The organism is Candidatus Vogelbacteria bacterium (assembly GCA_021414225.1).
In the GTDB taxonomy this organism is placed as follows: Bacteria; Patescibacteriota; Minisyncoccia; order Phycocordibacterales; family XYD1-FULL-46-19; genus JAIOOX01.
The window spans coordinates 131,345-144,918 of the sequence record JAIOOX010000002.1; the positions used below are offsets into that span (position 1 = coordinate 131,345).

Below are 13,574 nucleotides of genomic sequence, written 5' to 3' on the forward strand. Positions count from 1 at the left end.
ATGACTCAAACCGACGCTCTTAATATTTTAAAAACTGGGGCCAGTATTTTTCTGACTGGTAACGCTGGTAGTGGTAAGACCTATTTACTCAATCGGTATATTGAGTGGCTGAGTGATTGTGGAATTGGTTTTGCGGTCACCGCTTCGACTGGTATTGCCGCCACTCACCTAGGTGGCCAAACTATCCACTCTTTTACAGGGATTGGAATTAGACAAGAGTTGAGTCCTTATGATTTAGACGAATTAGGTAGTCGAAAATATTTACACGATCGGTTTAGTAAAGTTAAAGTGTTGATTATTGATGAGGTGTCGATGCTGCACGCTAGCACCCTTGATTTGGTCGACGAGGTTTGTCGCTTGTTTAAAGATGGAGACAAACCATTTGGTGGGTTACAGATTATTATGTCGGGTGATTTTTTCCAATTACCGCCGATTGACCGTAATCGAGAATCAGATGACGTGACCGCTTTTGCTTATAATGCTCGAGCGTGGCGAGCGCTGGATCCGGTTATTTGTTATCTTACCGAACAACATCGTCAACATGATGATAATTTTTCTAATATTTTAAATGCTATTCGTAATGGGTCGGTGGACCAGGATGTGGTCGACCAGTTGTCGTCTCGAGTGGGTCTGGATGAGGCTGAGATGACGGTGACGAGACTTTATGCTCACAATCATGATATTGACCGGGTCAACCTCGCTGAACTCGCTACCTTGGAAGAAGATGTTCATTATTACGACATGGTCACCAAAGGTAAAAGTAACTTAGTTGAAACTCTCAAAAAAAGTGTCTTAGCGCCAGAACATTTAGCTTTGAAACCCGGGGCTTTGGTAATGTGTGTTAAAAATAATTATGAACGCGGTTATGTGAACGGCACTTTGGGGACAGTGGTGTCCTGTGAAGCTGATGCGCCAGTGATCAAAACCAAGCAGGGTAAAATTATTAAAGTTTTTCCTGAATCTTGGGCGATCGAAGAAGATGGCAAAATAAAAGCCGAGGTTGCTCAGGTGCCGTTGCGCTTAGCTTGGGCGATTACTATCCATAAAAGTCAGGGAATGAGTTTGGATTCGGCGGTGATCGACCTATCTCGCTCTTTTACTCACGGGATGGGTTATGTGGCATTATCTCGATTGCGGACTCTCGATGGTCTGTATCTGCAGGGGTTCAACAATATGGCTTTGTCGGTTCATCCTGGGGTGGCAAGTCTTGATGTGGGATTACATAAACAGTCACGTTTAGCTGAACGAGCGGTGCAAAGCCTGGGGGAAGAAAAAATGGCAGATAAACATCGAGCTTTTGTGGCTCGGGTGGGTGGGACTTGGCCTGAAGTTGGAACAGTTAAAGATAAAAAAACTAGCAAACAAAAAAGATCTTTGGTGGACAAAACCAAGGGAGCGACGGAAGTGGAGACCGCGAAAATGATTTCTGAAGGTAAAACTATTGCTCAGGTAGCCAAAGAACGAAAATTGACGACGAGTACTATTTTCACCCATTTAGAAAAAGCTTTAACCAACGAGGTACCAGTAAAATTAGATCACCTGAAGCCGAATCACGATCTGTTAACTAAGATTAAAAAAGCTTTTCATAAAACCAAAGATAATAAATTGTCACCGGTCAAAACTATTTTAGATAAAGAAGGTTTTGATTGTTCTTTTGATGATATTCGGTTAGCTCGATTATTTGTTGAGTTTAAGAAATAAAATTATGAAAAAAATTGTGACTGTTAACGATAAAATGCAGCAGGGTTATAAATATGAGCTGGTTGCGCCCGTGGGGAAAAAATTTGACCCAGACTTTAAACCAGATTTAACTCCAGCTGAGATGTTAAAGTTGGGAGTTTTTGGTGGTAAGTATATGACTGACTGCCGAGGCGAGTTTCCAGCTAGCTGGTTTAAAGAAGCTAAATTGTCACCAGAGAAAGCTTATCCTAAATTAAATTTTTTCAAAATTAAAGCCTCTCAACCACTCGCGATTTGGCGCCAGAAAGGTTGGATCAATGAAGATCATGACCCGCGCGGTTGGTTTCAATGGTACTGTCGTTATTATCAAGGTCGTCGCTTGCCAGTAGAGGATGAAAGACAAATTAAACGTTGGAAAAATATGAGACGTCACTTGGCTCAGATTGCCCATCATTGTCGAGTAGGAGATTTTGGTTGTCGTCCTCGCCAACGTCAAGCTTTGCTTCATTGGGCTTACGACAGCCGTAAAATTTAATTTATGTCGCCTCAACTGGCTTTAAAAAGATTAAGTAATAAAAATCGGGCCAAGATCTCAGTTTCTTTTTTTAAGACTGGACCAGGTCAGTATGGTGAAGGTGATATTTTTATGGGGGTGTCAGTGCCTGAGACCAGGCGAGTTGCTAAGCAATTTTCCAAGTTGTCTCTACTGGAAGTTAAGAAATTACTCCAGAGCAAGATTCACGAAGAGCGATTACTAGCCTTATTAATCTTGGTTGAGCAATTTAATCATGGTGGTAGCCAAACTAGGACTAAGATCTTCAATTTTTACCAACAAAATATTAAACAAGTTAATAATTGGGATTTGGTTGATTTGTCAGCCGATAAAATAGTTGGTGCCTATCTCTTAGATAAACCAAAAGATTGGTTGGATGTATTGGCTAAGTCTAAGAACTTATGGGAGAGACGAATTGCGATTGTATCGACTTTTTACTTTATTAAACAAAATAAATTTGATAAAACTTTCGCTCTAGCTGAAATTTTATTAAATGATACTCATGATTTAATTCACAAAGCAGTTGGTTGGATGTTGCGAGAGATTGGTAAAAGAAATGAATTGGTTTTAGAAAAATTCTTAAACAAACATTATCAGCAAATGCCTAGGACGATGTTGCGTTATGCAATTGAAAGATTGGAAGAAAATAAAAGGTTGGCTTATTTAAAAAATAATATATGACCTCATCAGAATTTTGTGATTATGTAGTTTATGATTTATTGGCCCACATGTCTGGAGTGACTTTCAAGCGGATGTTTAGTGGGTTTGGTTTATATCTAGATGGAGTAGTTTTTGGGATTATTGCCGATGGAGAATTGTATTTTAAAGTTGATGAAACAAATCGGGTTAAATATGAATTAGCCGGTAGTCACCCCTTTGTTTATTTTAATGGTAAAAAAGATACAACCTTGTCTTATTGGCAGGTGCCGGCGGAAATTTTGGAACAACCAAGGGAATTGGAAGAGTGGGTGTTGGATTCGGTGCAAATAAATTTACTCAAAACGAAAAAAGAAAAGAAAAAATAATTTTATAAAAATGATATCCAGTGTTTATCTTTGGTGTCTCTTTAAAAATCATTTACAATAAGTAGTGATGAAAGTGGCTTCAACTAAATCGGTGTCTACTAAACCGCATATTGTTGTGTTGGGGGCCGGTTTTGGTGGTCTGTATACGGTTAAAGAATTGTTATGGTATTTTAAAGATGAAGAAGTTGATATTACCATAGTAAATCAAACTAATTATTTTTTGTTTACGCCTATGCTTCATGAAGTGGCGACTGGGAGTGTTGGTCATCATCAAGTAGTTGAGTCGTTGAGAGAGCTTTTGTATCGCACTACAGTAAAATTGGTGGTGAGTGAAGTGGGCTCTATTGATTTAGCAAAAAAAACAGTTAGTACCAAACAAGGTTTAATTAATTTTGATTATTTAGTAGTAGCCCTGGGTTCGACGACTAATTTTTATGGTGTACCAGGAGCGGATAAATACACTTTAACTCTTAAAGATTTGCGTAATGCTATCACTTTACGCGCCCGAATTATTGAATCGTTTGAGAAGGCGGCCAATACTACAGATAAAGTTAAACGAAAGGAATTACTAACTTTTGGGGTGATTGGTGGCGGTCCGACTGGAGTAGAATTGGTAGCGGAAATGGCGGAATTGTTTTGGGATAATATGATCAATCTCTACCCTAATGTTTTTAAACCTAGTGAAATTAGATTATATTTGTTTTCTCAAGCGCCAGAATTACTGACTCAATTGCACCAATCCTTAAGGCAAGAAGCTTTACGGGTTTTAAAAGATAGGGGAATAGATGTTCATCTGGCTTCGACTATTATTGAAGTTAAAAAAGATGGGGTAATGTTGGCTGGCAAAACTTTTATTAAAATGGGGACTATTATCTGGACGGCTGGGACCACTCCCAATACCCCTAAATTTAAACAAGAAGTAGCTCTTGATCCTGGGCGTCGGCTAATGGCTAATAACTTTTTGCAAATGACCGGTTGGGCTAATGTTTATACTTTAGGTGACGTGGCTTCAGTTATTGATTCTAAATCTGGTAAACCACTCCCAATGTTAGCTCAAGTGGCGGTTCGCCAAGCTGATACGGTAGCTTACAATTTGGCGGAAGAGATTCGTGGGACTAAAAATTTTCAATCTTTTAAATATCGATCAATGGGTTCGCTGGTGTCGCTGGGTCAATGGAATGCGGTGGCTGAGATGATGTTTCTAAGGTTTTCCGGCCGGGTAGCTTGGTATTTATGGCGCACTATTTATCTGTTTAAATTTATTTCTTGGGAAAAGCGTTTCAAAATTGCTTTAGATTGGACGTTGGGTATTTTCTCTTATCGCGATATTACTAAAGCCTAATTTAAATATTATATGGATAAAGAAGAGTTGAGGCAGAGGTTAACTCCAGAGCAGTATACTGTCACTCAAGAAAAGGGAACGGAAGCTCCCTTTACTGGTCAGTATGTAAGTACTAAAGATTCTGGGATGTATAACTGTATTGTTTGTGGAGCGAAACTATTTGATTCTAATACCAAATTTGATTCAGGGACTGGTTGGCCGAGTTTTGATCAGGCTTTACCGGGAGCAGTAAAAGAAATCTCAGACGAAAGTCACGGTATGATTCGGACTGAAGTGGTTTGCAATAATTGTGGCGCTCATTTAGGTCACGTATTCAATGACGGACCAAAAGACCCTTCGATAGGCTCAGGGCAAGTAACTGGTAAGCGGTTTTGTATTAACTCTTGTTCACTTGATTTGAAAACGGAAGAAAAATAAGCGCCTCGCGAACTGGGAAGTTCGCGAGGCTGTGGGTGTTTGGAGTGAAGTTTATACAAAATACAACATCTCCATACTGGTTTTTTCTTGGTAGAGCCTTTCCAGCTCAGCTATGGCTGGTTTTATTTGATCCGTTAATTCCTCTCGTTGCTCGTCGGCAGACTCAAGGAACATCTCGAGTGACCAAATTCGGAAACCGATAAGCAGGAGCTGGAGACATATTATCGGATGGTAAAACATAAAGTTCTTCCCCCTATGGTTGTTGTCTATAGGTTCTAATACCAATAATAACTTTACAAGGACTAAAGTTTTAAGTCAATTTAACTAAAAGAAAAAAACCGTTCCCGCGAAGATGATCGCGGGAACGGCCGTATGAGTGCGGCGGTTATGATGGAAGTCCTTCTCGGCGCATTCTGGCTTCTAGATTACGGAGTTTCCGTTTCAGGTTGCCAGAGCCAGATTCCTGGACCTTTTTCAACAAGGTCCTGTGGCGACCCAAGATCTTTCTCTGTTTATGCAGCTGATTCTTGGTTGGCGACATCGGCCCCTCCTTTGAGTTTATCGAGCTTCTTTTTCATCGATCTTTCTGCTGTCTGGAGACGAATTTTGTTCTCCACATTTCGACGTGGGTTGCCCCACTTGCTTTCGATGTTGGCATTGATGATAACTAGTTCTTTTTGGATCCTCCTCAGTTCCATTTCCCAGAACCAAATCATTAGCCAATTTCTAAGACTCAACATCCACTTCATCCTGACACTTCCTCCATGGTTACTGTGTCGGTCCTTTGAGACTATACATATTTAATAAAACAAAGTCAATTATACTAAAATATTTTGAATCAATTATCAAACGCGCTATAATTTCTCTATGTCTGAACAAGAAACTCTTATCGCGGAAATTTTAACCCGCAGTGTTGATAATATTGTCGATCGGGCTCATCTAGAAGCTCGTCTCAAAGCCGGTGAAAAATTAAGAGTAAAATTAGGTATCGATCCAACTAGTCCCAATCTTCACATCGGCCGAGCTATCCCTTTATTAAAACTGAGGAAATTTCAAGATCTTGGTCACCAGATTATTTTTTTGATTGGTGATTTTACGGCCGTGATTGGTGACACTAGTGACAAAGACGCCGAACGACCAATGCTTTCTCGAGAGATTGTTACAGAAAATATGCAGGCTTACTTACGCCAAGCAGAAAAGATTTTAAATATTAATTTGGTTGAAGTGGTTTATAACTCGCATTGGTTGGGTGGTTTGTTATATAACGAAATAGGCGAGCAAGCCGACGTTTTCTCTCTCAATGATTTTATTGCTCGTTCAAATATTAAAGCCCGTTTAGACAAAGGGACTCGAGTGTCTTTGCGAGAAGTATTGTATCCGATCATGCAAGGTTATGACTCTGTAGCCGTCCGAGCTGACGTGGAGTTGGGTGGGGCTGACCAATGGTTTAACTTGCTGGCCGGCCGAAAATTACAGAAACATTATGATCAAGAACCACAGGATATTCTAACGACGGTTTTAATTGAAGGTTTGGATGGCCGGAAAATGAGTTCTAGTTGGGGAAATACTATCAATCTTCTTGATGAACCAAAAGATATGTTTGGAAAAGTAATGAGTTTGCGAGATGATCTGATTGGTAAATATTTCGAACACTGTACTACTTTGCCGGTGGCCGAAGTAAAAAAATATCAACAACAGTTAGAGCAAGGAGAAATCAACCCTCGTGACTTAAAAGAAATTTTGGCTTTAGAAATTACCAAGTTGTATCACGGTGAAGAGGGAGCGAAAGAAGGGCAACAATATTTTCAGACTGTTTTTCGAGATAAGGGTTTACCAGAAGAGATTCCAGAAGTAAAAGTGACTAGTGCTAATATCCTCGACGTTTTAGTGGAAACAGGTTTAGTTGAAAGTAAAAGCGAGGCTCGGCGAGTGATTGACCAGGGTGGGGTGAGGATGAATGATGAGGTGGTGAAATCAGTTGATGTAGAAGTAACTCCCGAAGCCATCATTCAAAAAGGTAAGCGTCAGGTGGTGAAGGTTTTGTTATAGACACAAAAGCCTTGCTTTTTAGTTTTAGGTGTCCCATACTATTTGCTGGCATTTAATCAGAAGGGGCCTGTCGTCCCTTTTGTGCGTTTAGTTCTTTTCAACTGGAGGGTGTGTGTATGTGTCGCTTTTGGTCCAAGGCTATTTTCTTGTTTTTCCTGACTGGTTGGCCTGGCACCGGCAAAGGAACTCTCTGTGGATTCCTGGCCAAAATCCCAGGTATTATCTGTCTCGAGACTTCTGGGCTTTTGCGTGACTATGCCAAAGCCCACCCGGAATCCGCAAATCAGATCTTGGGGGCAATGGACAACGGCCTGTTGGTGCCTATCGAATTCGTGAAAGTGGCGGTCGAGGAAGGTGTTAAGGCGGCTGTTGATAATGGCCATCAATTCATCTTTCTCGACGGCTTCCCGCGAGACGAGGAGCAAGCGAGGTTGGTGTCATTGTTGAGACAATCGCTGCCTTTCAATGTTTCTTTCTGTTGGATTAATCTGTTACTCTCTCGCGACCAGGCGGAGCAGAGAATCTTTAAACGGATTGAAGAAGACCGGCTGGCTGGTCGTACTCCTCGGGCGGACGACATTGATCCTGTTAAACGAAAAATCCGTCTCGATGGCCACGAATTGAGGGCCCGTCAGGTGGATTGGGTCCTCTCCGATTTGGATGGGTCAGTCCTGGCCCAAAAGATTGACATCGACGCTACCCCAGCTCCGGGAGTAATTCTCACGGAGTGTCTTGATATCCTGATGCCTCTTGGTGTTGGCGATATCCCTGACGAAGTTATGGAGGAAATCCTGACTTCGTAATTCTAGTTTTTCCCTAGTGCGTCCCCGCCGCCTGTTTAGACAGGCGGCGGGGATTTCTTTTTTTATTAATAAGTTTCTGGAAGTCTGATAAACAAAAAGCTTTTTTTATGCTAGAATCCGCCAATGAAAGTAACTCTATTTGGTTTAGCGGGAACAGGGACATCTAGTACTGGTAAAGCGGTGGCTGATAAGTTGGGCTTGGAATTTTTGTCGACCGGCAATATGTTTAGGGCTCAAGCCAAGGAATTGGGTTTAACTATTAATGAATTAGATAAACTGTCTTTGACTGATCCGGTCTACGATAAGATGTTGGATCAAAAAATAGCTGACTATGGTAAAAATAATGATGATTTTATAATTGAAAGCCGAATGGCTTGGTTTTTTGTTCCAGATTCAATCAAGATTAAATTACACTGTGATTTTGATACTCGGTTAGCTAGAGTGGCTAGTCGTGATGATGTGTCTTTAGATGATGCTCGCCGGCTAACCCTTGAGAGGGAAGATGCTATTTTTGACCGTTATGCTCGATATTATGGGGTGACTGATTGTCAGGCTGACGTTAATTTTGATTTAGTGATTGAAAATACTAATCTGCCATTTAGTGAAGTTGTCGATCGAGTGATTGATTTTATTGATCAACAGCGTTAATATTTTTCCATATGGAGTACCAAGTTTTACTTTACTATAAATATATAACCATTGATAATCCTGAAGAGCTGATGTTGGCTCATAAGGAATTTGGTAAAACCCACAATCTCAAGGGGCGAATTATTATTGCTAAGGAAGGTATCAATGGAACTTTGGAAGGCGCTTTGGCTGATACACAAGCTTATGAACAGTGGCTAACAGCTGACCCGCGTTTTGCTGATATGTGGTTTAAACGTAGTCCTGGTACGGGAGAGGCTTTTCCCAAGTTATCTGTTAAAGTGCGACCAGAAATAGTTAGTCTTCATTTAGGAGAAGAAGATTTTAACCCGGCCGAGTTTACTGCCCCTCATTTGCCAGCGGAGAAGCTACACGAATGGTTAGAACAAGGGGAAGACTTGGTTATTATTGATATGCGCAATCAGTATGAAATGAAAGTGGGTAGATTTGCTGACTCGGTTTTACCGCCACTTAATAATTTTAGAGACTTACGACAAGTGGTAGATGATCTACAAGAATTTAAAGACAAAAAAGTAGTGCCTATCTGTACTGGTGGAGTACGCTGCGAAAAGGCGTCTGGGTATTTATTAAAAAAAGGTTTTAAAGATGTTTATCAGTTGGAAGGAGGGATTGTAACCTACATGGAAAAATTTCCGATGGGTCATTTTAAAGGCAAACTTTATGTTTTTGATAATCGATTAGTGATGGGAATGCCTGGTGGTGAGGGGCAAGAGGTGATCGGTAAGTGTGACATCTGTGGTGATCCATCCGAAAAATATATCAATTGTGCTAATCAAACTTGCCACGACCATATTATTATTTGTGATACTTGTTTTGAAAAATCACCAACCTGCTCTAAAACTTGTGCCGAAGCAATAATGGCGACCGTCTAAAGCTGTATGTCTCCAATAAAATTTACTAATTTAAAAACTTTACCCAATGGCCTTGGGCGAGCTGGGGTAATTCATACTCCCCATGGTGATATTGAAACACCAGCATTTGTGGTGGTGGGTACTAAAGCCACAGTTAAAGCTCTGACTCCAGAACAAGTGGCTACTCTGGGAACTCAGGTTACCTTGGCTAATACTTATCATTTATATTTACAACCCGGTGATGAGATTGTGGCTCAGGCTGGTGGTTTGCATTGCTTTATGAATTGGCCAGGTCCAATGATGACTGACTCGGGAGGTTTTCAGGTCTTTTCCTTAGGAGCTGCTTATGGTGAAGGTGGTGTAACTAAGTTTGCTAAAAAGGGTAATCAAGGGGTGGACAGAGATCCGGTCGAGGTGGCGGCTAAACTAGCTAAAATAGATGATGATGGGGTAACTTTTCGATCGCATATTGATGGTAGTGAACACCGCTTCACCCCTGAAAGCTCGATCAAGATTCAACATAATCTGGGTGCTGATATTATTTTTGCTTTTGATGAATGTACTTCACCAAACGCTGATTATAATTATCAAAAAGAAGCAATGAACAGGACTCATGCTTGGGCGGAGCGTAGTTTGGCAGAGCATCAACGTCTAGGGGATGAAAAACAAGGTTTGTTTGGTATTGTTCAAGGTGGTAAATATCAAGATTTGCGAGAAGAGTCGGCTAGAGTGATAGGTGGGATGGATTTTGCTGGTTTCGGGATTGGTGGTTCATTTGATAAAGAGGATATTGGACAATCTGTAGCGGTGGTTAATGCTATTTTACCAGCTGACAAACCAAGACATTTGTTAGGAATTGGGGAAGTGGAGGACTTAATTTTGGGAGTGGAAAATGGCATTGATACCTTTGATTGCGTGGCACCTACTCGGATGGCCAGAAATGGAGCCCTGCAAACAAAGACTGGGCGGATCAATATTCGCAATGCTGAATATAAAGCTGATTTTACACCGATTGAAGCCGACTGTGGTTGTTATACTTGTCAGAACTATACGAAAGCTTATTTGTCACATTTATTTAGAGCTGAGGAAATGGTGGCTGGGACTTTGGCTTCGATCCATAATTTGTATTTTTCAGTTAATTTAGTAAAACAGTTACGCCGGGCGATTTTAGATGATAATTTTGAGGAAGTGAAAAATAATATTTTGACTAGACGTAAATAAAGTTTCTTTATTTAGCATAAGTACCGTTGCTTTTTCGGTGTTTTGTGTTTAAATAGGGTCGGATTATTGAATACCCTAGGAGATCTCTGATGAGGTGGAAATTGGTGGCTTTGTTTTACGCTGCTACTCACACTGTGTGGGTAGTAATACTCTTTGTGCAGTCGGGCATCTGGATCTCCAGGTACCCACCAAAATAGGGACTTTGATATGAGAATGGTCTTAAAGGCGGTATGGACGTGCTTTGTGCTAGTCTGTGGGCTAGCGCTCATGGTTGTACTATCTTTAGGCTACTACTTGTTGAGTGGCCACAAAGTCGAGAGGGGGTGAGTTTTGTTTACTTCAAAGGGTCGGTGGAGCTGAGTGCTTCCCCGACCCGTTAGTTTTTGTTAGATTAAGATAACTAATGGCAGATAAATTTAAATTAGTCACTGACTATCAACCAGCCGGAGATCAACCTCAAGCGATTGAAGGTTTGCTTAAAGGTCTCAAAAAAGGTTTCAAACACCAGACGCTTTTGGGTGTGACTGGATCTGGTAAAACTTTTACCATGGCTAATGTTATTGCCCAGATGAATAAGCCGACTTTGGTAATTGCTCACAACAAAACTCTGGCCGCACAACTGGCCCAAGAGTATCAAGATTTTTTTCCGGAGAACGCCGTCCATTATTTTGTGTCTTACTACGACTATTATCAACCGGAGGCCTACATGCCGGTGACGGATACATATATTGAAAAAGATGCCTCTATCAACGAAGAGATTGATCGCTTGCGTCACGCCTCGACCCAAGCTCTCCTGACTCGTAGGGATGTGATTATTGTGGCGTCGGTGTCGTGTATTTACGGTTTGGGTAGCCCGAAAGATTATGCTCGAGAACATTTATTGATTAAAAAAGGTCAGACCATTTCACGAAATGAATTTCTAAAATCATTAGTTAGTATTTATTATGATCGAACTAGTGCTGATTTGACCCCAGGTACTTTTCGGGTGACTGGTAATTCGATTGAGATTATGCCGCCGTCTGAAAAAGAAGTTTACAATATTGTGGTTAGTGGGAATACGATTGAAAATATTTTACATATTGATGCTATTAGTCGTTCTATTCTTAGTGAGCCAGAGGAATTTTTCTTATTCCCAGCTAAACACTTTATTACGAGTGGTGATGCTCGCCAAAAAGCGATTAAGACTATTAAGGCTGAATTAGACCAGCAATTAAAGAAGCTAGAAAAAGAAGGCAAGTTGTTGGAGGTGGAGAGGTTAAAAAGGCGGACTACTTATGACTTGGCCATGATTGCTGAGATTGGTTACACCAGTGGGATAGAAAACTATTCTCGCCATATGTCAGGACGGAAAGCTGGTGAAGCTCCTGATACTCTCTTGGAATACTTTCCAAAAAAAGCGGACGGCTCTCCAGATTTTCTCACGGTGATTGATGAGTCGCATGTCACTATTCCGCAAGTGGGTGGGATGTATGCAGGGGATGCTAGTCGGAAAAAAACTTTGATTGAGTTTGGTTTTAGGTTGCCTAGTGCTCTGGATAACAGACCACTTAAATTTGATGAATTTGAAAAGCGGATAGGACAAGCGGTCTATACTAGTGCTACACCTAGTAACTATGAACGAGATCATTCCGAGCAAGTGGTTGAGCAAATCATTCGTCCGACTGGTTTGATTGATCCAGAGTTAACTATTCGACCAGTAGTGCAAAAAGGTCCTTACCCAGGCCAAGTGCAAGATTTTATTACTCAAGCCAAAATAGAAATCAAAAAAGGTTTTCGAGCGATTGGGACGACACTGACTAAAAAGATGGCCGAAGATTTGGCAGAATTTCTAAAAGCGGAGGGTATTAAAGCGGAATATTTACACAGTGAAATAAAAACTTTAGAGCGAATTCAAATTTTAACTAACTTCCGCAAAGGAACCTTTGATTGTTTGATTGGGGTCAACTTACTGCGCGAAGGTCTCGATCTACCAGAGGTGTCATTTATTGGTATCCTCGACGCTGACAAAGAAGGGTTTTTGCGATCTGAGACATCGTTAATTCAAACGATTGGCCGAGCGGCACGTAATAGTGCAGGGCGGGTAACTCTCTATGCTGATGTGGTAACTGGTTCGATGCAGAAAGCGATTGATGAGACTAATCGTCGCCGGAAGATTCAGGTGGCTTACAATACTAAACATGGCATTACCCCAACCACCATTAAGAAAAATATTAAAGATATTACCGAAAACTTAATGAGCGAACGGGAGAAAGCGGTGCGCAATTTGCTAGCTATCGATCAGGTAGCTTATGGTGGCAATATCAAAAAACTAATTAAAGATAAAGAAAAGCAAATGAGCCAGGCGGTTAAAGACTTGGATTTTGAAACCGCGGCTATCTTACGGGATGAGATTAAAGCATTGACAAATTAGATTAATAGGTGTATAATCAATAATAGGATATAGTTAGGTCTGAAAGAATTTCAAACCAGTTGTTTGAGGTTTTGTTAGATCTTTTCAAAAGGAATAGAAAGATGAAGACGAAAGGGTTTACCTTTATTGAGACGGTGATTGCGGTGCTTGTGGTTGTTGTCATAATGGCGTCCACAATCCCTCTTCTCAATAATTCTGGTCGGGATCAGGGCCAGATCATGGACAACTTCAGCGACCTGCTGTCAGATAAGGATACTGTCTGGATTCATTCGGCGGTAATACTTGCTCCCCCGCACGATAAGAAATGGCTGATCCTATTCTCCCGCTCCGCAGGTCAACCATTGAGAGCGGTGTGGTTTGAGGATCGGTTGGATTCTGGTGAGTATGTCTGGTTGGCAACAGACAAAAAAATGCTTCTTGTTCCACCGACGCCAATTGGCAAGGTTGGAGTGAAGCCTGGCGAAGGCTAAAAACTTTGCCAATAATCTTAAGTCGGGCGCGTCCATCGAGGCGCGCCCGGTTTTTCTTTTCTCTGAAGAATATGCTAAAGTACGATA

The 13,574-nt window shown here is 41.1% G+C and carries 14 protein-coding genes; 13 read left to right on the forward strand and 1 reads right to left on the reverse strand.

Going from position 1 to position 13,574, the window contains the following annotated elements:
• From K8Q91_01390 to msrB, 6 genes are all read left to right on the forward strand, one after another.
• Positions 1 to 1,701, forward strand: coding sequence for an AAA family ATPase (locus K8Q91_01390; GenBank protein ID MCE9628627.1), 1,701 nt, complete (start codon positions 1 to 3; stop codon positions 1,699 to 1,701).
• A 4-nt stretch (positions 1,702 to 1,705) separates the two neighbouring features.
• The gene (locus tag K8Q91_01395; protein ID MCE9628628.1) at positions 1,706 to 2,215 is read left to right on the forward strand and encodes a hypothetical protein; all 510 of its coding nucleotides are present in this window, start codon (positions 1,706 to 1,708) and stop codon (positions 2,213 to 2,215) included.
• A gap of 3 nt (positions 2,216 to 2,218) precedes the next feature.
• Positions 2,219 to 2,914 carry a DNA alkylation repair protein gene (locus K8Q91_01400; GenBank protein MCE9628629.1) on the forward strand — a complete coding sequence of 232 codons (696 nt, stop codon included), beginning with the start codon at positions 2,219 to 2,221 and terminating at the stop codon, positions 2,912 to 2,914.
• On the forward strand, positions 2,911 to 3,258 hold the full coding sequence (locus K8Q91_01405; protein ID MCE9628630.1) for a TfoX/Sxy family protein: 348 nt from the start codon (positions 2,911 to 2,913) through the stop codon (positions 3,256 to 3,258). Before K8Q91_01400 ends, K8Q91_01405 begins: the two co-directional genes overlap by 4 nt.
• A 67-nt stretch (positions 3,259 to 3,325) precedes the next feature.
• Positions 3,326 to 4,600, forward strand: a complete 1,275-nt coding sequence (locus K8Q91_01410; protein ID MCE9628631.1) for an NAD(P)/FAD-dependent oxidoreductase — start codon at positions 3,326 to 3,328, stop codon at positions 4,598 to 4,600.
• Between the two features lie 12 nt (positions 4,601 to 4,612).
• Positions 4,613 to 5,017: a peptide-methionine (R)-S-oxide reductase MsrB gene (gene msrB, locus K8Q91_01415; protein ID MCE9628632.1), complete on the forward strand. Its 405-nt coding sequence runs from the start codon at positions 4,613 to 4,615 to the stop codon at positions 5,015 to 5,017.
• A gap of 512 nt (positions 5,018 to 5,529) precedes the next feature.
• Here msrB and K8Q91_01420 read toward each other — a convergent pair.
• The gene (locus tag K8Q91_01420) at positions 5,530 to 5,733 is read right to left on the reverse strand and encodes a hypothetical protein (GenBank protein ID MCE9628633.1); all 204 of its coding nucleotides are present in this window, start codon (positions 5,731 to 5,733) and stop codon (positions 5,530 to 5,532) included.
• Between the two features lie 151 nt (positions 5,734 to 5,884).
• On the opposite strand from K8Q91_01420, the gene tyrS reads away from it, so the two are divergent.
• The 7 genes from tyrS to K8Q91_01455 all read left to right on the forward strand — a co-directional run bounded on the left by tyrS (position 5,885) and on the right by K8Q91_01455 (position 13,487).
• Positions 5,885 to 7,066: a tyrosine--tRNA ligase gene (gene tyrS, locus K8Q91_01425; GenBank protein MCE9628634.1), complete on the forward strand. Its 1,182-nt coding sequence runs from the start codon at positions 5,885 to 5,887 to the stop codon at positions 7,064 to 7,066.
• Positions 7,067 to 7,182: 116 nt separating this feature from the next.
• Entirely contained in the window at positions 7,183 to 7,869 is a 687-nt protein-coding gene (locus K8Q91_01430) for a nucleoside monophosphate kinase (GenBank protein MCE9628635.1), read from the forward strand.
• 123 nt (positions 7,870 to 7,992) lie between these two features.
• Positions 7,993 to 8,517, forward strand: a complete 525-nt coding sequence (locus tag K8Q91_01435) for a cytidylate kinase family protein (GenBank protein MCE9628636.1) — start codon at positions 7,993 to 7,995, stop codon at positions 8,515 to 8,517.
• Between the two features lie 11 nt (positions 8,518 to 8,528).
• Entirely contained in the window at positions 8,529 to 9,407 is an 879-nt protein-coding gene (locus K8Q91_01440) for a rhodanese-related sulfurtransferase (GenBank protein MCE9628637.1), read from the forward strand.
• Positions 9,408 to 9,413: 6 nt separating this feature from the next.
• A complete protein-coding gene (tgt, locus tag K8Q91_01445; protein ID MCE9628638.1) occupies positions 9,414 to 10,607 on the forward strand; it encodes a tRNA guanosine(34) transglycosylase Tgt in 1,194 nt (397 codons plus the stop codon).
• Positions 10,608 to 11,010: 403 nt separating this feature from the next.
• Positions 11,011 to 13,017, forward strand: a complete 2,007-nt coding sequence (uvrB, locus tag K8Q91_01450) for an excinuclease ABC subunit UvrB (GenBank protein ID MCE9628639.1) — start codon at positions 11,011 to 11,013, stop codon at positions 13,015 to 13,017.
• A gap of 164 nt (positions 13,018 to 13,181) precedes the next feature.
• Positions 13,182 to 13,487, forward strand: a complete 306-nt coding sequence (locus K8Q91_01455; GenBank protein ID MCE9628640.1) for a hypothetical protein — start codon at positions 13,182 to 13,184, stop codon at positions 13,485 to 13,487.
• The last annotated feature ends 87 nt before the right edge of the window (positions 13,488 to 13,574 follow it).